15 protein-coding genes and 2 pseudogenes are annotated in these 24,023 nt (G+C 67.7%); 5 read left to right on the top strand and 12 right to left on the bottom strand.

Features of this window, described 5'->3' with window-relative positions; translation table 11 throughout:
* Positions 1–46: 46 nt before the first annotated feature.
* Positions 47–1,537, bottom strand: coding sequence for a zinc ribbon domain-containing protein (locus AQJ67_RS46370; RefSeq protein WP_208615141.1), 1,491 nt, complete (start codon positions 1,535–1,537; stop codon positions 47–49).
* A gap of 244 nt (positions 1,538–1,781) precedes the next feature.
* Positions 1,782–3,227 carry an MFS transporter gene (locus AQJ67_RS41920; protein ID WP_062724997.1) on the bottom strand — a complete coding sequence of 482 codons (1,446 nt, stop codon included), beginning with the start codon at positions 3,225–3,227 and terminating at the stop codon, positions 1,782–1,784.
* A 64-nt stretch (positions 3,228–3,291) separates the two neighbouring features.
* Between AQJ67_RS41920 and dusB the strand changes: the two genes are divergently transcribed.
* Positions 3,292–4,506 carry a tRNA dihydrouridine synthase DusB gene (gene dusB, locus AQJ67_RS41915; protein WP_167366257.1) on the top strand — a complete coding sequence of 405 codons (1,215 nt, stop codon included), beginning with the start codon at positions 3,292–3,294 and terminating at the stop codon, positions 4,504–4,506.
* A 48-nt stretch (positions 4,507–4,554) separates the two neighbouring features.
* Here the strand turns inward: dusB and AQJ67_RS41910 are convergent, their stop codons facing one another.
* The 3 genes from AQJ67_RS41910 to AQJ67_RS41900 all read right to left on the bottom strand — a co-directional run bounded on the left by AQJ67_RS41910 (position 4,555) and on the right by AQJ67_RS41900 (position 10,121).
* On the bottom strand, positions 4,555–6,417 hold the full coding sequence (locus tag AQJ67_RS41910; protein WP_079056520.1) for an alkaline phosphatase family protein: 1,863 nt from the start codon (positions 6,415–6,417) through the stop codon (positions 4,555–4,557).
* Positions 6,418–6,780: 363 nt separating this feature from the next.
* Positions 6,781–8,718 (bottom strand): amylo-alpha-1,6-glucosidase, encoded by a 1,938-nt coding sequence (locus AQJ67_RS41905; RefSeq protein WP_062724995.1) that lies wholly within the window; start codon positions 8,716–8,718, stop codon positions 6,781–6,783.
* Positions 8,715–10,121: an MGH1-like glycoside hydrolase domain-containing protein gene (locus AQJ67_RS41900; RefSeq protein WP_062724993.1), complete on the bottom strand. Its 1,407-nt coding sequence runs from the start codon at positions 10,119–10,121 to the stop codon at positions 8,715–8,717. The genes AQJ67_RS41905 and AQJ67_RS41900 overlap by 4 nt, the downstream gene beginning before the upstream one ends.
* Before the next feature lie 135 nt (positions 10,122–10,256).
* Between AQJ67_RS41900 and AQJ67_RS41895 the strand changes: the two genes are divergently transcribed.
* The 3 genes from AQJ67_RS41895 (at position 10,257) to AQJ67_RS41885 (ending at position 17,061) form a co-directional block, all read left to right on the top strand.
* Positions 10,257–11,453 (top strand): ROK family protein, encoded by a 1,197-nt coding sequence (locus AQJ67_RS41895; protein WP_062724991.1) that lies wholly within the window; start codon positions 10,257–10,259, stop codon positions 11,451–11,453.
* Between the two features lie 489 nt (positions 11,454–11,942).
* Positions 11,943–14,663, top strand: a complete 2,721-nt coding sequence (gene ppdK / locus AQJ67_RS41890) for a pyruvate, phosphate dikinase (protein ID WP_062724988.1) — start codon at positions 11,943–11,945, stop codon at positions 14,661–14,663.
* A 664-nt stretch (positions 14,664–15,327) separates the two neighbouring features.
* A complete protein-coding gene (locus AQJ67_RS41885; RefSeq protein ID WP_244190781.1) occupies positions 15,328–17,061 on the top strand; it encodes an AIPR family protein in 1,734 nt (577 codons plus the stop codon).
* A 61-nt stretch (positions 17,062–17,122) separates the two neighbouring features.
* Here the strand turns inward: AQJ67_RS41885 and AQJ67_RS41880 are convergent.
* The 5 genes and pseudogenes from AQJ67_RS41880 to AQJ67_RS41865 all read right to left on the bottom strand — a co-directional run bounded on the left by AQJ67_RS41880 (position 17,123) and on the right by AQJ67_RS41865 (position 20,844).
* Positions 17,123–17,781: pseudogene (locus AQJ67_RS41880) on the bottom strand (YdcF family protein).
* Positions 17,778–18,329: pseudogene (locus tag AQJ67_RS46365) on the bottom strand (UTRA domain-containing protein). The pseudogenes AQJ67_RS41880 and AQJ67_RS46365 overlap by 4 nt, the downstream one beginning before the upstream one ends.
* Positions 18,330–18,721: 392 nt before the next feature.
* On the bottom strand, positions 18,722–19,147 hold the full coding sequence (locus tag AQJ67_RS50525) for a hypothetical protein (protein ID WP_341846196.1): 426 nt from the start codon (positions 19,145–19,147) through the stop codon (positions 18,722–18,724).
* A gap of 473 nt (positions 19,148–19,620) precedes the next feature.
* On the bottom strand, positions 19,621–20,391 hold the full coding sequence (locus tag AQJ67_RS41870; protein WP_062725074.1) for a GntR family transcriptional regulator: 771 nt from the start codon (positions 20,389–20,391) through the stop codon (positions 19,621–19,623).
* A 33-nt stretch (positions 20,392–20,424) separates the two neighbouring features.
* Positions 20,425–20,844: a TIGR03668 family PPOX class F420-dependent oxidoreductase gene (locus AQJ67_RS41865; RefSeq protein ID WP_062724984.1), complete on the bottom strand. Its 420-nt coding sequence runs from the start codon at positions 20,842–20,844 to the stop codon at positions 20,425–20,427.
* Positions 20,845–21,326: 482 nt separating this feature from the next.
* On the opposite strand from AQJ67_RS41865, the gene AQJ67_RS41860 reads away from it, so the two are divergent.
* Entirely contained in the window at positions 21,327–22,118 is a 792-nt protein-coding gene (locus AQJ67_RS41860; protein ID WP_062724982.1) for a hypothetical protein, read from the top strand.
* Positions 22,119–22,152: 34 nt separating this feature from the next.
* On the opposite strand, the gene AQJ67_RS41855 is transcribed toward AQJ67_RS41860, so the two are convergent.
* Both AQJ67_RS41855 and AQJ67_RS41850 read right to left on the bottom strand, forming a co-directional pair.
* Entirely contained in the window at positions 22,153–22,647 is a 495-nt protein-coding gene (locus AQJ67_RS41855; protein WP_062724980.1) for an excalibur calcium-binding domain-containing protein, read from the bottom strand.
* 85 nt (positions 22,648–22,732) lie between these two features.
* Positions 22,733–23,893 carry an alkaline phosphatase PhoX gene (locus AQJ67_RS41850; protein ID WP_062724978.1) on the bottom strand — a complete coding sequence of 387 codons (1,161 nt, stop codon included), beginning with the start codon at positions 23,891–23,893 and terminating at the stop codon, positions 22,733–22,735.
* Between the last annotated feature and the right edge of the window lie 130 nt (positions 23,894–24,023).

Raw genomic sequence — 24,023 nt, 5'->3', positions numbered from 1 at the left:
TCCTTCGCAGGCATCAGGTACGGCGTGATGGACCTGATGGCCTTTCTTACTGCCTCGGCCAGTTGTCAGGACGGATGGAGAAGTTGGCGATACTTCGGGCAGCTGACATTGGTCTTGCTGCACACTGCTTCCCGTTCGCTGGGCAGTTTGCCCGCATAGGATGATTCGCTCTCCGCCCTGTTGGGCTGGAGTCCTGGACCGGCAGTCTGGTCCGGTGGCGATCGGCCCGTTCCTGGAGGATCTGCCGTACCCGCGTGTGCGGTGTGTGCAGGGAGATGTCAGGGTCTCCATCTCGCTCCAGGACGTTGATCGCTCCCGCGTGGTCTGCTTGCCATACGTCCCCACACTGGGTGCAGTGAAGCCGGTCCCCTAGGCGCTTGCCGAGGATCTGGCAGCAGGGGGCGACTTGTGACGTGTAGGCCGCGTTGACCAGCGTCAGCGCAGAACCTCTGCGCTCTGACACGTGTGTGAGTGCTTCGGCCGTGATGCCTTTCGTCCATGTGGCGAGGCGGCGATTGGTGTCTTTGCCGAGTCTCTTCCGCGATACGAAGGGTCGGGTGAGGTCTTCGGCGATGATGTGTTTCGCTTTGTCCACGACGGCGTGGACGGCGGTGAAGGTCACTGTGCGCACGCGTGATGTGAACCGACGGTGGCGCCGGTCCCGTTTGATGGTACCGAGGTTGTTGGCCGCGATCCGGTCGGCCTTTGCATGGTCACCCGCGTTTCGAGCTCTCTCGATGACGGCTCGGATTCTGGCCCGACGGGCGTTCTTGGTCTTGAGGTAGTCGGATTCGGTTCGCAGTAGATCGCCGAGTTCTTGACCATGGTGCGTACCCTCGGAGTCGGTGAGAACCTCGCTGTATCCCTTGTCCACAGCGATCTTCGCCGTTCCACAGGGACGCAGTTCACGCAGATCGGCCGCGTCGATGGCGTAATGGACTTCAACGCGCATGTCGCGAACGATGAGACGCAGGGTGCCGGTGGGCGCGACAGTGGTGTTCAGCGGAATGCTGATCATCTTCCGGCGCGCCAGGGACGGGACCGCGAGCCAGACGTTTCCCTCTCCGGGCAGGGTGAAGGTGCGGTACTGGTCAGAGCGCACCACGATCTGGTTCACAGTACGGGAGACACCGTGGCGCCAGTGCTTACGCATGAGTCGACACAGGAACGCATCGCTCGTCCAGGTGTCGCGCTTGAGTGCGGCGTAAGCATCCCTGCGCTCTTTTTGCGTGTGATAGTGATGATGGATTGCCTTACGTACAAGTACTTTTGCGGCTTCGCGAGATGCCTTGATATCGGCCATCGCGTCGCGCACGGTCTCCTTCCAGGCGTTCGCCAGGACACTGAATGCCTCAGCAGTGCCGTCAGCCAGCCATTGGTCGCGGATCTGCCGGTCCGAGATGCCGACTCCGTTGATGGATCCGAACCTGCGCCACACCAGGGCTCGTACCGCACCCAGCCGGTGCGCTTGTTCGACGAGTTGGCTGTACTTCGCTCTGTTGAGATTGTTGCTGTATGCGATGCGGGTGACCTTCACTGCCTGCCGGTGCCCCAGCTCGTGCGAAGTCGAGAGTGAGTCTTCCTTAGTCCGCCCATCCCCTGCCCCTGCTCAAGTCTCGCTATGACGACTCCGTCACTGATGCCCAACGACGGCCCGCCACCAGAGGTCACGCATTCGATATCGAAAAATCTGTTCTCATTCGATTATGGAACGTTGGCTGACGCGCACGTCGGCAGGACGGCTCGGGCGCGGTGAACGGGAGTGCAGCGGCGGGTGTCGCTCAGGCTCGTACCCTCGACGCGTCGCGAATCTCAGCCGACTCCAGCCTCTCAGCCGTCCGTTCAGCCGTGCGCCGAGCCCAACGCCCACTGGTCACCATCCCCGCCACGAGAACCACAAGCCCGCACCCGGTGAGGATCCACCACCCCGGCCCGGCGGCCGACACGAACGTCTCCTTGTACGACGACGCCCCCACCCCGGCCGCCAGTACCGCCCCGACCACCGCCACCCCCAGCGTCTGCCCCAGCTGACGGCTCGTGGAGGCCACCGCCGCCGCGACGCCGGCCTGCGCCCGCGGCATCCCGGACACCGCCGTGTTGGTGATCGGCGCGTTGACGAACCCGAACCCGATCCCGAACACGGCGTACCCGAGGACCAGCGTGACGTTGGACGTCTCGGCCTCGAACAGGGCGAACAGCGCCGCGCTCAGCGTCATCGCGGTACCGGCGATCAGCAACGGCAGCCGGGGACCCCGCGTGCCGACCAGCCGTCCGGCGAGCGGTGCGCATACGAACATGGGGGTCGCCATCGGGAGCATCCACAGCCCTGCGTGCAGGGCGTCCAGCCCCCGTACGTTCTGCAGGTACAGCGTCGACAGGAACAGGAACCCGCCCAGTGCGGCGAACGCGCCGATCGCGATCACCGTGGCGCCGCTGAACGGGGCCGAACGGAAGAACCGCAGGTCGATGAGGGGTTCGGCGCGGCGCGGCTCGTACCAGAGAAGGCCGAGCAGGGCCGTGAGGGCGATGATCGCGAGGGGCAGGACCGCGGTGAACCCGGCGTTCGGGGCCTCGATGATCGCGTACGTCAGTGAGCCGAACAGCGCGATCACCAGGAGCTGGCCGACCGGGTCGAGGCGGCGGGGCCTGGGGGCGCGGGACTCGGGGACGTGGAGGAAGGTGAGGAGGAGGGCGGCCAGGCCCACCGGCAGGTTGACCCAGAAGATCGCCCGCCAGCCCACGGAGTCCACGAGCAGGCCGCCGACCAGCGGGCCGGCGCCCATCGATATGCCGACGACCGCTCCCCACACGCCTATCGCCCGTGCGCGTTCACGCGGGTCCACGAAGGTGTTGGTGATGATCGACATCGCCACCGGGTTGAGCATCGAGCCGCCGACCGCCTGGACCATCCGGAACGCGATCAGGGAGTCGAGGTTCGGGGCGAGGGAGCACAGTGCCGAGCCGATGGTGAACAGGACGAGGCCCGCCATGAAGACGCGTTTGCGGCCGACGCGGTCCGCCGTGGAGCCGGCCAGCATCAGGAGGGAGGCCAGGACCAGGGTGTACGCGTCGATCGTCCACTGGAGGCCCGACGTGCTGGCGTCGAGGTCGCGTTGCATCGCGGGGAGGGCGACGTTGAGGGCCGTGGTGTCGAGGCTCACGATCAGCAGGCTCATGCAGCAGATCGCGAGGACCAGCACGCGGCGGCGTGGGCTGAGCTCCGGCATTCTTGAATAGTACGCCTAACTAATGAATTTCGCCGCTGTCCGTCCGGTACGTGAGAATGGGGGGATGTCCATGACCGTCCCGCCCGTCGCTTCGTCCGCTGCCTCGTCCGCTGTCCCGTCCGCTGTCGCGTCCGCCGCGTCGCCCACCGTTTCGTCCCTGCGGATCGGGCCGCACACGGTTCAGCCGCCTGTCGTCCTGGCCCCCATGGCCGGGATCACCAACGCGCCCTTCCGCACGCTGTGCCGGGAGTTCAGCGGGGGCAAGGGGCTGTTCGTCAGCGAGATGATCACGACTCGGGCGCTGGTCGAGCGCAACGAGAAGACCATGCAGCTGATCCACTTCGACGAGAGCGAGAAGCCTCGTTCGATCCAGCTGTACGGGGTCGACCCCGCCACTGTCGGCAAGGCCGTCCGCATGATCGCGGAGGAGGGGCTGGCCGATCACATCGATCTGAACTTCGGGTGCCCGGTGCCGAAGGTGACGCGCAAGGGCGGGGGGTCCGCGCTGCCGTACAAGCGGAACCTGCTGCGGGCGATTCTGCGGGAGGCGGTGAGCGGGGCGGGGGAGCTGCCGGTGACGATGAAGATGCGCAAGGGCATCGACGACGATCACATCACCTTCCTGGACGCCGGGCGGATCGCCGTCGAGGAGGGGGTGACGGCGATTGCGTTGCACGGGCGCACCGCCGCTCAGCACTACGGGGGGACCGCGGACTGGGATGCCATCGCTCGGCTGAAGGAGCATGTGCCGGAGATTCCCGTGCTCGGCAACGGGGACATCTGGTCGGCCGGGGACGCGGTGCGGATGGTGCGGGAGACCGGGTGTGACGGGGTCGTTGTCGGGCGGGGGTGTCTGGGGCGGCCGTGGTTGTTCTCCGATCTGGTGGCGGCGTTCGAGGGACGGGACGGTGACGTCGCGCGGCCGGCGCTGCGTGAGGTGGCCGACGTCATGGTGCGGCATGCCACGCTGCTCGGGGAGTGGATCGGGGACGAGGCGCGCGGCGTCATCGACTTCCGTAAGCACGTGGCCTGGTATCTGAAGGGCTTCGCGGTCGGTTCGGAGATGCGCAAGCGGCTGGCGATCACGTCTTCGCTGGCCGAACTCCGCGCTGGGCTGGACGAGTTGGACCTGGATCAGCCGTGGCCGGTGGGGGCCGACGGGCCGCGTGGGCGTACGTCCGGCAACAACCGGGTGGTGCTGCCGGACGGGTGGTTGCGGGATCCGTATGACTGTGCGGGTGTGGGGGAGGACGCTGAGCTGGACACCTCCGGTGGTTGAGCGGGCGGCGAGGGAGTCGGGTGCTGTGCGGGACTTCCAAAACACCCCCTAGTTGGAGGGGTGGGGGGTGGAGCCGTAGGCCGTGAGGAACCGGTCTCGGAAGGAGCTCATCTTCCAGACGGGGGCCTTGGGGGCGGGCTGGAGGCCGTCCGTCCAGTTCCAGTCGGTGATTCTGTCCAGGACTTTCGGGTCCTTGGCGACGATGGAGACCGGGACGTCTCGGCTGGCCTTGGTGCCGCTGACCCGGGCCATCGGCTGGTGGTCGCCGAGGAAGACGAGGACGGTGTCGTCGGTGCCGTAGCGCTCCAGCCACTGGGTGAGACTCGTGACCGAGTACGAGATCGACTTGCCGTACTCCTGCTTGGAGCGGGTGGAGTCGGAGATGATGTCCGACGGCTGGAGGCCGGCCTGTTGGATGGGCTTGAAGAGTGAGCCGTCGCCGAGGTCGTTCCAGTCGACAGTCCTGGGGATCGGGGCCCACGGTTGGTGGCTGGAGGTCAGGATGATCTCCGCCATCAGGGGCTTGTCCCGCTTCTTGCCGTGGACCTGGCGCTGGAAGGCCTCCAGGGCGTACTGGTCGGGCATCGTGGACCAGCTGAACTTCGGCCCCTTGTAGCCGAGTTGGAAGGCGTTGTAGACCTTGTCGAGGCCGTAGTACTTCTGTTCCGGCCAGCCCTTCTGTACGCCCGGCATCACGCCGACCGTGTCCCAGTCGCCGGTCTTCTGGAAGGCCTTGGTGAGGCTGAGGTGGTCGCTGGCCATGACGGTGCGGTAGCGCTGCTGGTTGTCGATCCACAGCCCGGAGAGGGTGGTGGAGTGGCCCAGCCAGCTGCTGCCGCCGTACGTCGCCGAGGTGAGCCAACCGCTCTTGGCGTGGAAGCCGGCGTCCGCGAGGGCTTTGGTGCTGGTGTCGAGGGTGCTGGTGACGCCGGGGGCGATCAGGGGGTCTGCGAGGGCGCTGCGGCCGTAGCTCTCTATGAAGGTGAACAGGACGTCCTTGCCGCGTAGGTCCGGGACCAGTTGGGCGGGGGGCGTGTTGCCGAAGGTGTCCGACCTGGCGTCCTTCGCGAAGGCCGCCTCGTCGCGGAGGGTGTCCATCGCGCGGCGGGCGTGGACCTTGATGACGCCGGCGGTGTGGTCCGCGGCGATTGGTACGCCGGCGATCTGGAGGCCGAAGGCCGTGCAGGTGATCCAGACGGTGCCGGCGATCAGGGCGCCCCTGGAGGCGGTGGGCTTGTGGTGGGCGAGGGTGTTGGCGATGCGGATGGTGGCCAGGGCGACGAGGGTGATGAGGAGTACGACGAGGAGGATGACGCCGATGGTGAGGAGGGTGGTGGTCGTGCTGCCCAGGGAGTCCTTCAGGTAGGACTGGGCGTCGTCCAGGAGTTCCCAGTCCAGGACGATGTTGAAGTGGCGGCCCAGGTATTCGTTGTAGCCGATGTCGAGGATGTTGAGGGCGGTGAGGGCGCCGAGGGTGGCGCCGGAGATCGCTGCGGTGATGAGGCGGGGGCGGCGGGGGAGGCTGAGGAGGAGGGCGGCTCCGACGATGGCCTCGGCCGGGAGGCGTAGGAACTCCGTGGCCTTGAGGTTGCCGAGGGTGTTCGGCATCTGCAGGCAGATGTGGATGAGGGCGGCGGAGAGGGCCGTCAGGGTCCAGCGGAGGTAGGGGGCGGGCGTCCTGTCGGCCTCGGCTTCGCCTTCGGCCGAGTCTTTCCCACCCGCACCACCCGTGCGGCTTTCGTCGTCGGCTGCGGGTGGCCCCGGTGGGGCGCCCTCACCGCCGGCGGCCGCGGGTTCGTGGACGACGCCTGCGGGCTCGGGGGTGGGTGGTGCGGGCTCGGTGGTGGGGTGCGCTGACTCGGCGGTTGCCGGTACGACCTCGGCGGAGGGCGCCGCAGGCTTCTCGGGCAACGGGGCGGCCCCGCCGGTCGCCGACTCGCCGGTACCGTCGCCCGACCCCGTAGCCTCCCCACCTGGCGGTGACGCCTCCGGCGCGTCGGTGGGGGGCTGTGTGCCGGGGGGTGAGGTGGGGGCCGTTTTGCCCGGTAGCTGGCGTAGGCGTGTGAAGACGGGCACCCGGAGGTCCTTCCGTGCGAGTCCCCTGGTGGAGTGTGTGGCGGGCCTCGCTGGGGAGGCTGGGGGCCCGCCACACCCTCGTACGGGCCGTCGTCGGGCCGTGTTCAGCCACTGCGCCCCAGCGCTCGGCAAACACCCGGCAAACGCCAGGCCAACACGTCCGCGGCGGCCCGCGGGCAAGCGATCCGCACGCTCCGCCTACGCGCCGCCCACCGCCGTGAGCAGGGCCAGCGGGGCCGCCGCCGAGCGGGATTCGCGGACGCAGGCGTGGGGGTAGGGGACCGGTTCGGGGTGGGTGTCGCGGCCGTAGCCGGCGAGGACCTCGGGCAGGCGGTGGCCGGTGGTGGTGGCCGCGTCCACCAGGGCGTGGGCGACCGTGCGGGCCTCGTCGTGCAGGCCGTAGCGGGCCAGGCCCAGGGTGATCAGGGCGTTGTCGTGCGGCCAGACGGACCCTCGGTGGTAGGAGAGGGGGTGGTAGGCGGGCTGGCCGGAGGCCAACGTGCGCACGCCCCAGCCCGAGAAGAAGTCCGGTTCGAGCAGGCGGCGGCCCACCGCCTCGCCGTACTCCTTGTCGAGCAGGCCGGACCAGAGCAGGTGGCCGGCGTCCGAGGCGAGGGCGTCGACCTGGTGGCCGGCGCCGTCGAGGGCGAGGGCGGGGAAGGAGTGTTCCGGCATCCAGAAGTCCTGCTGGAAGCGGTCGCGCAGGTCGGCGGCCGCCTGTTCCAGGAGCGCCGCGTAGGTCTCGTCCTGCCAGACCGTGCGGGCGAGCCACGCCGTGCGGCGCAGGGCGTCGTACGCGTAGCCCTGGGCGCCCGCCGCCATGACGGGGCCGCCGGGGCGGGTGCCGTCGGCGGAGCAGATCGCGCCGGGGGAGTCCTTCCAGTTCTGGTTGGCCAGGCCGCCCTGGTCGGCCCGGTAGACCAGGTAGCCGCGGGAGGTCAGGCCGCCGTGGTCCAGCATCCAGCCGATCGCCGCGCGGGCGTGGGGTTCCAGGCGGCGGGCGAGGGTGGTGTCGCCCGTCTGCTCCGCGTGTGCGCCCAGCAGGATCAGGAAGAGCGGGGTCGCGTCCACCGAGCCGTAGTAGCGGCCGTACGGCACCTGGGCGAAGTGCGCCAGCTCGCCGTGCCGTACCTCGTGCACGATCTTGCCGGGCTGGGAGACGGCGTCGGGGCCGGTCTCCGTCGCCTGGGTCGCGGCGAGGGCGGGGAGGGTGGCGGCGGCCAGGCGGGGGCGGTAGGGGAGGGCGAAGAGGGAGGTGAGGAGGGCGTCCCGGCCGAGGAGGGTCAGGAACCAGGGGGCGCCGGCCGCGGGGACGCGGAGTTCCTCGCCGTCGGGGCCCGTCGCCGGGACCTGGAGCGCCGCCAGGTCGGCGAGGCCGCGGGCGCAGGCGGCGGCCAGTTCGGGCCAGCCGGTCGGGAAGGCCACTCCCTCGACGAACTCGCCTTCCAGGGAGAGGAGTTGGGTGGTGAGGGCGGAGGGGGAGCGGGGGACGCGCAGGGCTCGTTTGTCGCCGTGGGGGCGGGCCATCACCCGGAGGGTCAGTTCCTCGGTGCCGTGCGGGGGCAGGTCGAGGGTCCACAGGAGGCGGCGGGCGCCGGTGCCTGTTTCCTCCACCGTGTCGGGGGGCGGGTCGGCCGTCACGGTGGTCAGTGAGCGCCAGTCGGCTCGCTGGTATGTGAACTCCACTCCGTGGTCCAGGACCTGGCGGGAGCGGGTGGCGCCGGACTTGGCGTAGGTGCGGTGGTCCGAGCGCAGCTCGAACTGGTCGGTGAAGTCGGCGTCGGCGGTGATCGCGAGACGGATCGTCGTCGGCACGGGACGGTTGCTCGTGACGCGGAGGGACTCCACGAACGAGTTGTCACCGACGGCCTGTTCCCGGAAGAGGGTGTAGGCGGGCGGTTCGTTGCGGCCGCCGCGGGGCACCAGGACGCAGCGGGCCGTGTCCCCGTCGGCGACCGGCGTCAGGGTCTCGGGCACCGCTCCGTCCACGGTGAGCTGCCAGCGGCTGAGGTGGCGGGCGTCGCGTACGAACAACCCCTCCGGGGAGCCGGCGGTCCGTACGCCGCTGATGTCCCCGCCGTCGCCCACGGCGGCGAACGTACCCCCGAACACGAGCAGATGATGCCGGTCCGTCATCCCCGGTTCCCTCCCTTGAGTTCCCTGACCGCGGTGGGTTCGGTGTGGCAGTGCAACAGATCCAGCGAAAGTGCTGCAGTCCAGCTGAAGCAGGTCGCCCCGCAGGCCTCGCCGGTGTACGGGTCCACGTACTCGGCGAAGTCGGAGCTGTGCGCGATGTCCAGGGCCGCCTGGCGCAGTGCGTCGGCCCGGCGGTGCTCCCCGTGTGTCCGCAGGCCCCGCTCCAGCAGCCAGTTGGTGTTGAACCAGGCCGGGCCGCGCCAGTAGCGGTGCGGGTCGAAGGCCTCGCCGAGGAGGTCGTAGCTCGGGACCAGACGGGTGGAGGTGCCGAGGCCGAAGTGGGCGGACTCCGTCGTACGGACCAGGCGGGTGGCGATGTCCCTGGGCAGGTCGGGCAGGAGGAGCGGGATCAGGCCCGAGACGGCCCGCTCGGCAACGAGCCCCCCGCCTCGGACGTCGCGGCAGAGGAACATGTCCCTCGCCGGGTCCCAGAGGCGGTCGGTCAGCGTCGCCGTCAGCCGCCGCGCGCGTGCCTGCCGGGCCGTGCCACTCGCGCCCAGTTCCTCGGCGATCCGGGCCAGCGCGTGCTCGGAGGCGATGAGCAGGGCGTTGAAGGAGGGGTCCTCGACGGCGAAGTCCCCTGCGCCGTCCGCGTAGCCGCCGTCCCGGTAGTCCGCCGCCAGTCGGACGTAGCGGCCGTAGTCCAGGTCCGTCGGACGGTCCTCGGCCGCCCCGTGGTCGAGGTCGGCGCGGCGGAAGGAGCGGGCCGGGGCGGGGGTGACGCGGGCCAGCGGGGCGTCCCAGCAGGGGCTGTTGTCCATGCCCTGTTCCCACGGGTGCACGACCGACGCGAGACCGGCGCCGCCCAGGTCCCGGCGGTGCAGCAGGTAGCGGTGCCAGGCGGCGAGGCGGGGATACATCCGGGTGAGGAAGCCGCGCGCCCGGGACAGTCCCGGGTCGGCGCGGTGCACCAGCCAGGCGGCCAGCGCGTGCACCGGTGGCTGCACGATGCCGGAGGTCTGTACGGTGCGCGGGGCGCCCGCGGCACGGCCCGCCGTCGAGGAGCGCCAGAAGTCGGGGCTCGGGAAGTAGGCGTCGAGGGGGACCGAGGGGTTGAAGACGATGTGCGGGACACGGCCGTCTTCCCACTGGGCGGCGAGCAGTGTCTCCAGCTCCGTCTGGGCGCGTAACGGCGAGAGGTGCCTGAGGCCGATCGCGATGAACGCCGAGTCCCAGGACCACTGGTGCGGGTACAGGCTGCGGGAGGGGACCGTGGAGGTGCCGGTCCAGTTGTCCTCCAGCACCTTCGCGGCTCTGACGTGCGGCGAAGGCGGTGAACCAGGTGGATCGTATGCGATCGAGCGTTCCGTGGAACGGGCGACGAGTTGGGCGGTGCGATCCACTCGGCACTCCCCGAGAGACGTGCGGCTGACCGGTTCGGCCAGTGCGACCGTAGAGTTACGTCTATTTAACACGCAAAACTCAATATGTAATGCACGCTTGAGAAACACAAGGGGGTGCGCATGACTGGACGGGGTATGGCTGGACGGGGTCAGACCGGCGCCGGCGATCTGCTCCAACTGGTGCGCAGCGGCAGGGCCGTGACGCGCGGAGCACTCCAACAGGTCACCGGGCTCTCCCGGGCCACCGTCGGCCAGCGCCTGGACCGGCTGTTCCGGGCGGGGTGGCTGCGCGAGGGCGCCGGAGGGCCGGTGGACTCGCCGTTGGGCGGCCGCCCCTCCATCACCCTGGAGTTCGACGGCGAGCACGCCGTCGTCCTCGCCGCCGACCTCGACACCCGGCACGCGCGTGCCGCCGTGCTGTCGCTGACCGGCGAGATCCTCGCCGAGCACAGCGGCGCGCTGGTCGTCGAGGACGGGCCGGACGTGGTGCTGGGCGAGCTGGGGCGCTGGTTCGCCGAACTGCTGGAGAAGACCGGGCGCCGGGCCAGCGAGGTGGGCGGCATCGGGCTGGCGGTGCCGGGGCCGGTGGACAGCGAGACCGGCCGGGTCGTCCAGCCGCCGATCATGCCGGGCTGGGACGGCTACGACATAAGGGAGCGGCTCGCCCGGGCCTTCGGCGAGCACACGGGCGCCGCGGCGGTGCCGGTCCTCGTCGACAACGACGCCAACCTCATGGCGTACGGCGAACAGCGCACCGCCTACCCCGACTGCTCGGCGTTCGTCCTGGTCAAGGTCTCGACCGGCATCGGTGCCGGCGTCGTGGTCGACGGCGCGATCTACCGGGGCATCGACGGCGGCGCGGGCGACATCGGGCACATACGGGTGGGCGCGGACGCGCTGTGCCGGTGTGGTTCGTACGGCTGTCTGGCCGCCGTGGCCAGTGGTCGTGCCGTGGCCCGGCGGCTGGCCGAGGGCGGCGTGCCGGCGGCGTCCGGATCGGATGTGCGGGATCTGCTGGCGGCCGGGGATCCGGGGGCGGCCGCGCTGGCCCGGGAGGCCGGGCGGCAGGTCGGGGACGTGCTGGCGACCGTCGTGACCCTGCTCAACCCGGGGGTGCTGATGATCGCCGGGGACCTGGCCGGGACGCCCTTCGTCACAGGTGTGCGGGAGCTGCTGTACCAGCGGGCACTGCCGCGCTCCACCGCTCATCTGGACGTCGTCACGTCGCGGCTGGGGGAGCGGGCCGGTCTCGTGGGGGCCGGGGCGCTGGTCGTGGAGTATCTGTACGCCCCGGAGCGGGTGGAAGAACGGCTGGTCGCGCTGGGTGTGTGACGGGGAGCGGGGCGGTGCGCGCCGTCGTGCGCGAAGGTGCTTGTGACGGTGCCTGGGGCGGTGCGTGTGGCGGTGCCTGTGACGGGCGCGTTTCCGTCCCGGGAGCACGTCCGCATGGTGAAATCCGGTCCTCTGTGGCAGCGTGATTCTCGCCACCCTTGATAAGGGTTGCGCTCAGATGAGCGGATCTTGAGCGGCTGCACTTCTCCAAGGGGTGGCACTGGGTGCCACCCCTTGATCGTTCATCGATCGAAATCAAACGTGCGGGATGGGCGCTCAGATGAGCAGGAAAGCGCACTAGTGGGCCCTCTTGCGTTCAGGAAGTGAAAACATCCGCCCGTCACCGCTTGCCAAGCCTTGACTTTCGATCCACTGGCGGACGGGTGGTTACAGGCGTATGACGCGTGAGTAGACGTACCCAGACGCCTTCGATCTGGGTATGTTCCTCGCCGTCAGGGCAGCCACCGCGTCCTCGAGGGAGTCGAGACCGTGTCGGAAAACAAAGATCCCCACGTAGCGAAGTTCGTTTACGACTTCACCGAGGGAAACAAGGACCTCAAGGACCTCCTGGGTGGCAAGGGCGCCAACCTCGCCGAGATGACCAACCTGGGCCTTCCCGTTCCCCCCGGGTTCACGATCACGACGGAAGCCTGCAAGGTCTACCTCGACAGCGGCGAGGAGCCGGCGGCACTGCGTGACGAGGTGAGTGCGCACCTCGACGCCCTTGAGACCAAGATGGGCAAGAAGCTCGGCCAGGCCGACAACCCCCTGCTGGTCTCCGTCCGTTCCGGCGCGAAGTTCTCCATGCCCGGAATGATGGACACGGTCCTCAACATCGGGCTCTCCGACAAGTCCGTGCAGGGCCTCGCCAAGCAGGCCGGCGACGACCGCTTCGCGTGGGACTCCTACCGCCGCCTCATCCAGATGTTCGGCAAGACCGTCCTCGGCGTCGATGGCGACCTCTTCGAGGAAGCCCTCGACAAGGCCAAGGAGGCCAAGAAGGTCACGGTCGACACCGACCTGGAGGCCGCCGACCTGAAGAAACTGGTCACCGCCTTCAAGAAGATCGTGAAGAAGGAGGCCGGCCGCGACTTCCCGCAGGACCCGCGCGAGCAGATGGACCTCGCCATCGAGGCGGTCTTCAACTCCTGGAACACCGACCGCGCCAAGCTGTACCGCCGCCAGGAGCGCATCCCCGGCGACCTCGGCACGGCCGTCAACGTCTGCTCCATGGTCTTCGGCAACCTCGGCCCGGACTCCGGCACCGGCGTCGCCTTCACCCGTGACCCCGCCTCCGGCCACCAGGGCGTCTACGGCGACTACCTCCAGAACGCCCAGGGCGAGGACGTCGTCGCGGGCATCCGCAACACCGTCCCGCTCGCGGAGCTGGAGTCGATCGACAAGAAGTCGTACGACCAGCTGATGCAGATCATGGAGACGCTGGAGAACCACTACAAGGACCTCTGCGACATCGAGTTCACGATCGAGCGTGGCCAGCTGTGGATGCTCCAGACCCGGGTCGGCAAGCGCACGGCGGGCGCGGCCTTCCGTATCGCCACGCAGCTCGTCGACCAGGGCCTCATCGACGAGGCGGAGGCGCTCCAGCGCGTCAACGGCGCCCAGCTCGCCCAGCTGATGTTCCCGAAGTTCGACGAGGAGGCGAAGGTCGAGCAGGTCGGCCGGGGCATCGCGGCGTCGCCGGGTGCGGCGGTCGGCAAGGCGGTCTTCGACTCGTACACCGCGGTGAAATGGTCGCGTTCGGGCGAGAAGGTCATCCTGGTCCGCCGGGAGACCAACCCCGACGACCTCGACGGCATGATCGCGGCGGAGGGCATCCTGACGTCTCGTGGCGGCAAGACGTCCCACGCGGCCGTCGTGGCGCGCGGTATGGGCAAGACGTGCGTGTGCGGCGCGGAGGAGCTTGAGGTCGATACCAAGCGGCGCCGTATGACCGTCCCCGGCGGACACGTCGTCGAGGAGGGCGACGTGATTTCCATCGACGGGTCGTCCGGCAAGGTCTACCTGGGCGAGGTCCCGGTCGTCCCGTCTCCCGTCGTGGAGTACTTCGAGGGCCGGATGCACGCCGGCGCCCAGGACGCCGACGAGCTGGTCGAGGCCGTCCACCGCATCATGGCCTTCGCGGACCGCAAGCGCCGACTGCGGGTGCGGGCCAACGCGGACAACGCCGAGGACGCGCTGCGCGCCCGTCGCTTCGGCGCGCAGGGCATCGGACTGTGCCGTACCGAGCACATGTTCCTCGGCGACCGGCGTGAACTGGTCGAGCGCCTCATCCTGGCCGACACGGAGGCCGAGCGCGAGGAGTCTCTGAAGGAGCTGCTCCCGCTCCAGAAGAAGGACTTCGTGGAGCTGTTCTCGGCGATGGACGGCCTGCCGGTGACGATCCGTCTCCTCGACCCGCCGCTGCACGAGTTCCTCCCCGACATCACGGAACTCTCGGTCCGCGTGGCCCTCGCCGAGTCCCGCCAGGAGCCCCACGAGAACGAGCTCCGCCTGCTCCAGGCCGTGCACCGGCTGCACGAGCAGAACCCGATGCTGGGCCTGCGCGGCGTACGCCTCGGCCTGGTCATCCCCGGCCTGTTCACCATGCAGGTCCGCGCCATCGCGGAAGCGGCGGCGGAGCGCAAGAACGCCAAGGGCGACCCGCGCGCCGAGATCATGATCCCGCTCGTCGGTACCGTCCAGGAGCTGGAGATCGTCCGCGAGGAGGCCGACCAGGTCGTCGCGGAGGTCGAAGCCGCTACGGGCGTTCGCCTGAAGCTGTCGATCGGCACGATGATCGAGCTGCCGCGCGCCGCGCTGACCGCCGGTCAGATCGCCGAGGCGGCCGAGTTCTTCTCCTTCGGCACGAACGACCTCACCCAGACGGTGTGGGGCTTCAGCCGGGACGATGTGGAGGCGAGCTTCTTCACGGCGTACCTGGAGAAGGGCATCTTCGGTGTCTCCCCGTTCGAGACCATCGACAAGGACGGCGTGGGCTCCCTGGTCGCCGCCGCCGCGAAGGCCGGCCGTGAGACCCGCCCGGACCTGAAGCTCGGCGTCTGCGGCGAGCACGGCGGCGACCCCGAGTCGGTCCACTTCTTCCACGAGGTCGGCCTCGACTACGTCTCCTGCTCGCCGTTCCGGATCCCGGTGGCGCGGCTGGAGGCGGGGCGGGCGGCATCGGAGTCGGTGGGGAGTGATCACCGGTAGGTCCTGCGGAGCCGGTAGGTCCCGCGGAGCCGGTAGGTCCTGCGGACCCGGTAGGTCCTGCGGCCACTGATCGGCCCCACGGCCCCCGATAGGCCGTAGGGCCCGGCGAAAACTCCGGAGTCGTCGCCTGTCCCCGACCCTCAAGACCGATGGGCGGCGACTCCGGTGCACGAAAGAGGGCGGCATCCTGTGCGGGGGTGCCGCCCTCGCCTGCATTGTCTGGGGAGACTGTCAAGGCAAGCCGCTGACCAGGCCAAATGGCGTTTGCTGGCGTTGGCTGACGTTGAACCCGCCTGAAGCTGTTGTGCCCTCGTTGCGCCCTCCGGGTGCGCCACGCGAGGTAGCAGCCGGCGAGCACGCCTAGCGTGGCGTGCCCCTGGAGGAAGTGCGCTCCTCCTGGTCGGGCCTGATTCATATGAGTTCCGTCCCGTACCGATGACGAGCATGGTGTGGGCGAGTGAAGACGTCACCGTCGAAACGTGGGATGCCCCTACGCGCAGCGCCATGTGCGCGGCTGCACCATCACCTAGCCCTCCCCGTTTGGTCGTTGCACAGGTGCGCCCGACAGCCAATTTCCCCATTCGTCTTGCCCACCCAGGTCGCTCATCGCCAAGATGGGAGTTGACGATTCACATAGGCGCATCGCACGTGGGGGGCCTCGCAGATGGCTGTGAAGAGTAATGATCAACGCCTGCTCGACCGCGTCCTTGAGGACAAGAGGCGCCTGCTCGCCCCGAATCAAAAGATGGACGACTTTTTCAACTATTTCGCGGCGAGCGCGGCTCTACAAGATTTTGATCTCGACATCGATGAACTCCGCGACGGGATAGTCGACGGATCTCACGATTGCGGCGTCGATGGCCTCTGGGTTTTCGTTGACGATCGATACATGTCTGCCAGTATCGATCGTCACAAGGAATTTCGGGGCAAGAAGATACAACTCGTCATCCTCCAGGCTAAGACCTCGTCGGGGTATCAGGAAACAGCTTTCGAAAAACTGCACTACCACCTCCCATTGCTTTTCGATATGGACCGCAACGCCGGAGAGCTTGCCGATTCAACGAACGCAAAGCTGCTTGACCGCACTGGCAGGTTTCTCAACATCCTGGAAGCCCTAGCGTCTTCCTTTCAGGAGATTTCCATCCGGGTCGTATATGCCACGCGTGCCGTGGAACCCCCACATCCCAACGTTAAAGCAAAAGGTAACAGGCTCGCCCGCGAACTAGAGAAAGTCGCTTCGCGAACGAAGTGCCAGATTGATTACCTGGGGGCCGCGGAGCTCAGGGAATTGGCAGGCCGCGGAGCTTCGACCGTCCTCACTATGACGTTCATTGAAACGCCAATGAGTACGTCACTTGGTGAAGGTTACGTATGTCTGGTGCGCCTCGATGAGTACTACAATTTCATCACCTCACACAATGATGCACTGCGCCTTGAGCTATTCGAATCTAACGTACGCGATTACGCGGGGCGCACTGCGGTCAACACGGCAATCGAGGGTACATTGAAGTCGAGCCATCGGGAAGATTTCTGGTGGTTCAACAACGGCGTGACCATCGTGGCAGAAGAAGTCAGGATCGCTGGAAAAAAAATCGTAGTCACGGATCCTCAGATCGTTAACGGTTTGCAGACGAGCCATGAGATCTTCAATCATTTCCAGGGCTCTGGCCGCCATAATGACCGATCAATACTGGTCCGGATCATTGTTCCACCGTCCTCGGGGAGCGCCAGGGATGTCATTATCCGTGCGACCAACAGTCAGACCGAGCTACCGCCAGGCGCGCTGCGCGCCACGGAGAAGATTCAAAAAGATCTTGAGGAAGCGCTTGCGCGCTATAACTACCGTTACGAGCGGAGGTCGAATTACTATAAGAATCTAGGTGTCCCACTGGAGCAAGTAGTCAGCATGTCGCGGCTGGCGCGAGAATACACGGCGTTCGTGTTGGGAGAACCGCACTCTGCCCTCAGGCACTTGGATACATATCTTCTTGGGGACTTTCACTACGACAAAGTCTTCTCGGTCGAGATTGATATCGACCTATACGGGCTCGTCCTTGATGTGCATAGGCGCATCGGCGAGTTCCTGACGCACTACTCTCAAGATCGACCGTTGTTGGGCAACACTGCCGAGAACTGGCGGTACCACGTTGCGTACATGAGTAGCTTCACTCTCACTCGCTTGAGGCGGCCGACACAGAGGGATCTCTTGAACATCAGAAGCGAACACCTGACTGACGCCCTTTTGGGCACCATGGTTAACCTTCTGGATCGTGAGTACCGCAGCGCGCTCAGAGGGAACAGGACTCAAGGAATCGACAGGGTCGCCCGAAGTGACGACTTCACAACCAGGCTGCGCCAAGCCACGATTGCGATGCGGCGCTTCAAGATTGACCATTGAAATGACAGAGCCCTGCACTCCGAGATCACTCGGTGTGCAGGGCTGTTCCGCTCCGTCTGCGCTACCGCTGCTGCTTCGGCATGAGTCGGCTAGTGAAGCCTTCGGCACATAGTCGCTCAAAGGCGGCAACGATGGTGTCTGGTACGTCCTGCTCGATGGCCAGGCCCAACCTCGGGAAGACGAGCACTCGTTGCAGGGCCCCCACAATCATGTCGATCACCATCCGAGCGTCTCCGATGGAATCGGCGTACTCCTCCAAGCCCATGGACGTGGAAGCGCACACCACTTCGACCTCGGGCCAGAGCTTCCGCATCATGGCGCAGGAGCGCCGTTCTTCGTACGGCTTGGACACGAGCAGGACGGACGACACCTTGACGTCGGCCTCCGCAACACCGCCTTGGAGAACTCGATGTTCTCGCCGGTGTTCGTGGCACGCGGCTCCAGGAGCACGGCGGATTCAGGCACGCCTAGCTGCAATGCCCGCTCTCGGTAGTGGACAGCCTCACCGCGCGGCATGCGTGCCTTGGTCGTGGGGCTGGTGGCCCCCGTGAAGACGATGACCGGAGCCATGCCCTGGTGGTGCAGCTCCGCTGCTACGTCGGCCACGCCAAGGTCGTGGCTGCCCAGCCCTACGGCCGCCGAACAAGGCCGCGGGTGGTGGTGCATGAAGTGGTAGTCCCACAGGAGTCGAGCATCCGCCCATTCCTGCGCCGAGATCATTCCGCCGAGTCGGGAACCTTGAAGTCGTACTCCCACGCGAAGCGGGAAGCCGAGTGAACGCCTACTGCGAACTCGACCACCGTGCCATCTGCGGTGAACGTGGTCCGGTGCAGCTCGACTACGGGCTCACCGACGGGGAGCTGTAGAAGCTGCACTTCGTCCGTTGTCGGGACACGGGCGAACAGGGCTTTCTCTCATGTGGTCGATCTCGTATCCGGCGTCGTAGAGGACCCGGTATCCGCCGCCAAGACCGGCAGGGCCCGGGGTGGGGTCGACGATGCGTGTCCCCTCGACGTGCTCCGGCCGGTAGTAGCTGGTCAGGGTGTGAGTCGGCTGCACCCCTTCCTTCACGAGTCGGGCGCGTGCGTACACCTCGGAGCCGACTGGCACGCCCCGCCCCTCCGCTACAAGGCTGTCGGCCTCGACACGGCTCACGGTCTGCGTCTGCTCGTTGCGTTTGTACGCTCGTCCGGATGCGACGCGGTCAGCGATGAACGCGACTTCGTCACCGTCGCGCAACTCGCCTTGCCATATCGGGCAATGCCGATCGGTCCGCGGTCGTCGGCCCCCGTCGACGTTCGCGACGCCGTGGAACGTCTGCACCACGTCCGCGAGATGGCCCATCCGGTGCGCATCATCCCGGAGTACGCGTGGGAAAGCCTCAGCCGCCCGAGGTGATTTCCAGGGAATTCTCCCGCTCGACGACGAAGGCGGTGAAGGCACTGATTGTCGCTGCGGCCTCGGGGTCTAGAAGACAAGGAGCCGGCGAAGGCCGTGACGGTCAGGCAGCAGATGATCGGCCCCACTCCCAGCTCAGGGACTCGGCCACGCGCATTGTGCGAACGTGCCGCCGTCTTGAGGTTGATTCCGTGCTGTAGCGGTCGGCCAAAGGAACTGCCGATCCACCGTTGCCCGCTGGGTCTGCTGCCTTATGGCGAAGTCATGACTTACTCCCAGCGGGGAGTGTGTGACAACCGCAACCGCAACTCGGCAGCAGCAGGATGCCGTAGGCGTGAGGAAGGGGCACGTCGTGCGTCTGGCGGCACGCCTTGTGCAGGTCCCCGTATCCGGGCCGCTCGGCGAGTGCGCACTCGGCCGACAGGGTGTCCGGATCCTCGGAACTGAGGGGTGCCGTGCCGGTGGCCACGGCAGCGCGTCTTCTGGACCGGGCGTTGGCTTCGGCTACGCCAATGCTCAACGCTTCTCGTGCGCCGATCGGTGTCAGGTGCTCCAGCTGCGCGTCCCACTCCCTGCCACCATCGACCGGTCTTAGTTGTACGTACGGCCCGACGAACCCCATTACCCTGCCAACCTTGTTGGAGTCGGTGTCCTTCACGAAGTCGTTGATACGCGGCGCGTTCGTCATGACCGCCCTCACCTGGACACTTCCTGCAGCCGTTCCTTCGGTGACACCACGTATGCGCGGACAGGTGAGCCGGCGCCCCTAGCGCGTGTGGGCGGCAGCGGCCACAGGTGCGGGGCTCTTCGGTGCCTGGCCCGTGCCAGGATGCGCTCCCATTCGCGCTTTGACGGGCATCGCGGCGGTTGGCGGGCGTCGGCTGATGGAGCGTCAAGGGTGGGCACTACGTGGTTGATCCTGCGTGATCTGCGCAGAAGGGTTGTTAACCCGTCGAGAGTCCGTGCTACGAGATGCAAGTCGACTCCTTCGCAGTCGGCCGAACCCCGGGCCGTGTCAGCGGCGCCGGGCTTGGCGTGGGGCGGCATGCATCAATGCCCGCCCCTCAGCTTGTATATCCAAGTAGCGAGAGCCTAACGGTCAGTGACTTGGATATACAAGTAGTTCTAGGGGGCACACTCAGAAGAGCCGGAGGCCTGCCGTCAGGGCACGTCAATGACGTACTGGAAGGCGTGACGATCACAAGGCACGCGTGAGTCCAACACCTCGACCACGCGTCCGTCCTCCACTTGGGCACTGCGCAGCACTCGCGCCAGTGGGACGCCGGGCGGAATACGCAGTGCGTCGACCTCTGTCGGGGTGGGCATACGGATCTCCAGATCCTCGACGAATCGCACGATCCGCTGTCCCAGGGGCCCTGCAGGATCCTCGATCAGGGCGCTCACGCCACCGGCGATGCGCCGACGCTCCTCCATCGGGGTGCCGGCGAACAGCTCCGCCGGGTAGTACCCGTCGGCCAACTGCATGGGCTCGTCGTCGACGAAGAACGCGCGTCTACGGACGATCACCGAGGCGCCCTCGGGCATGCCGAGCCGATCGGCGACCTCGGCCGGCGCGGGAACCTGCCCCACCGACAGGATCTCTTGGCGCGCCCGGAGCCCCTGTGCAGCCGCCTCGGCAGTGAAGTTGCTCATGCCGGTCGCACGTCGCTCGCGGAAGTTCGCGCCCGTTGTCTGCAAGCGCACTTTGGGCTGCTGGCGTACGAAGACGCCTCGGCCCTGTTCGCTGATCAGGAGTCCGTCTGCCTTGAGCAGGGACAGCGCCTTGCGCACGGTGACCCGGGTTGTGCCGTACTGGTCCTTGAGCTCGTTCTCCGACTTCAGCTTCTCGCCCGGGGCAAGTTTTCCCTTCGCGATCGCTGCCCGCAGGTCGTCGGCGATCCGACGGTACGGAGGAAGGTCTTGGTCCGGCATGTACGTCACCTCGGGGTCGGCTGTCCCGCCAGGCTATGCGAACGCCCAGCCGCTCCATTGCTCCACCCGAACGGCGACCACGGGGCCTTGGGGAGGGGACTGCTCGTACTGCTCGTACTTGTCGCACAGCAATCCCACCGCGCGATCCCGCTCTGCTTGTCCGTCCTCCAGGACCTCTCCGCGTCCGTCGGCGCGAGCCCACCACAGCGTCGACCAGTCCTCGTTGTAGTGATCCACCAGCACTGCCACCGCGGGGTTCTCCCGGATATTGCGCAACCGCCGCAGATTCCACGTGCTCTTGGGCTTGTGGTCGACCGCGAAGTACAACACGTCGTCCAGGGCGACAAAGGTGACCGGTACCGCATGGGGCACGCCCTGCGCATCTGCGGTCGCCAACCGGGCGACGGGTGACGAGAAAAAGCGGTCCCGAGCGGCGTTCGGCGAGAGCTTCATGTGTTCCAAGGTAGCGAGGCCCAGGGCCGACGGGTTCAGTCGACCTACGGCGTGACGCATAGCCGCCACGAAGGCGCGAAACCAGACCTGGCCGGACCTGAAGCTCGGCGTGTACTGCGAGTGCGGAGGTGGCCCCGAGTCGGTGCAAGTTCTTGCTACTGATTGTTACGGATAGGCCCTACGGCCGACGAAAACTTCGGGAGCTGTCGCCTGCCCCCAACCCTCGAGGTGCCCTTTGCCGGCGGTGGTAGGCCCGGGTGGTGGCGCCGGGATTCGAGAGGTCCCGTGTCCTTCGTGCTCTGCTGAATTCCGCCCGCCCGCAGCCAAGTTGACCAGCTCCCCGTGATTACGCCAAGCCAGGGCGACGGCAGGGTTAAGAGCTGGTCAGTGTCGGTCAGGGTGTACAACCGCCCGGAAGTCCCCCTTGTCTCACGCGGGTGAAGTCACCACCCAATTCATCGAGCGTGGGGAAACCGAAGATCATGCGCAGACGCGTCACTGCCGCCATTGCCACCACTGCCGCCTTCGGCGCCCTCCTGGCCGTAGCCGCTGTCGCCGGACCGGCCGCCGGGGCCGCCCAGGACGACTCCCGTACGGCGTTCTGGAACATCAATGTCAATCACGACCGGGACTACACCGTCGGTGTGCAGGCCGCGCGGAAGAGGGTGTTCTCGGTGTCCGCCACGGTCAGCGACCCGTCCGGCGTGCGGAGTGTGTCGTACGAGCTGTGGCACGGGACGGACCGCGCGAAGGCCGACGGGGTCATGGCCGGGGACGCCGAATGCGTGAAGCTCAATGAGACGACCTCCTTCTGCGAGGCCCTCGTGACCGCCGACCCGAACGTCAACCTCCGCAGCAACGCCCTGGCCGGTGTCTGGACCATCAGCCCCGTGGCCACCGACGGCGACGGCGACGTCACCCGCGGGGAGGGCGCCTACCTGGCGCGTATCAAGCGGCAGACCTCCATGTCCCAGACCGTCGCCACCCCGCAGCCGGTGAAGAAGGGCAAGGAACTCAGGGTCGAGGCCCGGATGAGCGTCGCCAGTTGGGAGGCGCGCAAGGACGTGCCCCTCATCGGGCACCAGGTGCTGCTCCAGTACCGCAAGGGCACGAGCGGCCCCTTCGTCACGGTGAAGAAGGTCAAGACCGACCGCAACGGCTGGGCCACGGCCACCGTGAAGGCGACGGCGGACGGCGCGTACCGCTACGACTTCGCCGGTACGAGCCTCACCGTGGCCACGGCCGGCTCGGCCGACTTCGTCGATGTGAAGTGAGCCCGTCCCGGTGAAGTCTCCGTCCGCCACGACGTCAGCTGTCGCAGCCCCCCCCGTCGTTGTCGCGGTCGAGGTGGGAGGCGTAGCCCGGCTCGCCGCGGTGTACGGGGGCCGCGCCCGCCGCGCGGGCCTCGGCGCAGTTGGCGTAGTAGACGTCGCCGCCGGGGGAGTCGCCGTCACGGGCTCCGTCACCGGCTCCGTCTTCGGCGGCGGCGCCGGTGTCCGCGGCGGGTGTGGCGGTGACCGTCGTGGTGACCTTGACCGTCTTGGTGGCCGTCACGGTCGGGGCCGGTTCCGGTTCCGGTGCCTTGGCCGTCATGGTCGCGGTGACGGTGACCGTGGGCTGCGGCGAGGCCGCCTGGGCGGTCGCCTCGGTGTCCTTGGAGCCCTCGCCGGACGCGCCGCCCGCGCCGATGCCCAGGAAGAAGGCCAGGGCGAGCGCGGGCAGTACGTAGCGTTTGCGGGCCCACTTCGGGGCCGGGCGGAACGGTGGTTGCGGTATGGGTGCCGTGCCGTACGGATTGGTCATGTCATCCCCCCACTGGTGTTGCGTGAGGGGATGACCGTATTGCCCTGCGGCTGAATATGGAGAAGATGTGGCTGTTTTGTGACCGCTAGGCGCGGAAGGGGCCCCTCACCTCGTACGTGATCCCACCCGACGAACTCCCACTGGTCCCCCGCTGGCTGGAGAAGTACAGCCGGCTGCCGTCCGGGGAGAACGCCGGGCCCGTGATCTCCGAGCCCGACTGGCCGTCGATGCGCAGGAACGGGGCGATGACGTCGTCCGGGGTGATGACGCAGATCTCCATGTTGCCGCCGTCCTCGGCGACGAAGAGGTCGCCGGAGGAGGAGCCGGTGATGTTGTCGACGCCGGTGAGGGGGGCCGTGCCGGAGGTGACGAGGGAGTCGTCGTACGCCAACTCGTAGGTGTTGGACGTCAGGTTGAGCTGCCAGACACGGTTGTCGCCCTTGGTGGTGAACCACACCGTGTCGTCGGCGTAGTGGCAGCCCTCGCCGCCGTTGAAGGACTTCGAGCCCGAGACCTGGGAGCGGGTGGCGGTCGGGGAGCCGTCCGGGTCGGGGACGTTCGACCAGGTGAAGGAGCCGGACGTGGCGCTGCCCGCGACCATGACCTGGAGGGTGCCGGAGGAGAGGTTGCCCCAGGTGTTCGGTACGAAGCGGTAGAAGCGGCCGTTCGTCTCGTCCTCGGTCAGGTAGATCACCTCGCGCACCGGGTCGGCGGCCGCCGCCTCGTGCTTGAAGCGGCCCATCGCCGGCCGCTGCACTGCCGCGTTCACCCCCCAGGGGTCGGTCTCGTAGACGTAGCCGAGGGAGACCTCCTCGCAGGACAGCCAGGTGTTCCACGGGGTCTTGCCGCCGGCGCAGTTCTGCCGGGTGGAGGACAGGATGCGGTACGCGGCCGTGATCGCGCCCGTCGAGGAGAACTTGACCGCGCTCGCGCCTCCGGAGGGGTTGATCTCGGAGTTGGAGACGTAGATCCAGCCCGACCCGTCGGCGTAGCAGGCGCCGCCGTCAGGGGCGTTGTGCCAGGTGTACGACGTGCCGGAGACCGTCTGGCCGGAGCGGGCGATGACGCGGCTGGTGAAGCCGCTGGGGAGTCTGATGCCGTTGGCGTCGGGGGAGCCCAGTGCCCCGTAGGGGCCGGTGCCGGGCTGGGCCGGGGCCGCGTACGCGGCGCCTCGCCACAGGGTTCCGCCGAACACGGCGGTCGAGCCGCCGAGGACGGCCGCACGCAGAAGGCTACGACGTTCCACTCTCACTCCAAGAGGTGCCGTACCGCCCCGTCGCCGGTCGACGACGGGGTCGTGCGTGGGGGGCGGCATGGAACCTAGGGGAGCCGGGTGGACGGGCCGTAGCCAGTTGGTGACCGTGGGACGGCGTACC

This window comes from Streptomyces caeruleatus (assembly GCF_001514235.1).
Lineage (GTDB): Bacteria > Actinomycetota > Actinomycetes > Streptomycetales > Streptomycetaceae > Streptomyces > Streptomyces caeruleatus.
Note: the sequence above shows the minus strand (reverse complement) of the source record. Positions and strands in the feature narration are given on the sequence as shown.

What these genes read in the sequence shown, in the direction of transcription:
- AQJ67_RS41920 (WP_062724997.1), bottom strand. Translation starts at nt 3,227, where the DNA reads ATGCCGGAGCTCAGCCCACGCCGCCGCGTGCTGGTCCTCGCGATCTGC.
- dusB (WP_167366257.1), top strand. Translation starts at nt 3,292, where the DNA reads ATGTCCATGACCGTCCCGCCCGTCGCTTCGTCCGCTGCCTCGTCCGCT.
- AQJ67_RS41905 (WP_062724995.1), bottom strand. Translation starts at nt 8,718, where the DNA reads ATGACGGACCGGCATCATCTGCTCGTGTTCGGGGGTACGTTCGCCGCC.
- AQJ67_RS41895 (WP_062724991.1), top strand. Translation starts at nt 10,257, where the DNA reads ATGGCTGGACGGGGTCAGACCGGCGCCGGCGATCTGCTCCAACTGGTG.
- AQJ67_RS41885 (WP_244190781.1), top strand. Translation starts at nt 15,328, where the DNA reads ATGGCTGTGAAGAGTAATGATCAACGCCTGCTCGACCGCGTCCTTGAG.
- AQJ67_RS50525 (WP_341846196.1), bottom strand. Translation starts at nt 19,147, where the DNA reads ATGACGAACGCGCCGCGTATCAACGACTTCGTGAAGGACACCGACTCC.
- AQJ67_RS41870 (WP_062725074.1), bottom strand. Translation starts at nt 20,391, where the DNA reads ATGCCGGACCAAGACCTTCCTCCGTACCGTCGGATCGCCGACGACCTG.
- AQJ67_RS41865 (WP_062724984.1), bottom strand. Translation starts at nt 20,844, where the DNA reads ATGAAGCTCTCGCCGAACGCCGCTCGGGACCGCTTTTTCTCGTCACCC.
- AQJ67_RS41860 (WP_062724982.1), top strand. Translation starts at nt 21,327, where the DNA reads ATGCGCAGACGCGTCACTGCCGCCATTGCCACCACTGCCGCCTTCGGC.
- AQJ67_RS41855 (WP_062724980.1), bottom strand. Translation starts at nt 22,647, where the DNA reads ATGACCAATCCGTACGGCACGGCACCCATACCGCAACCACCGTTCCGC.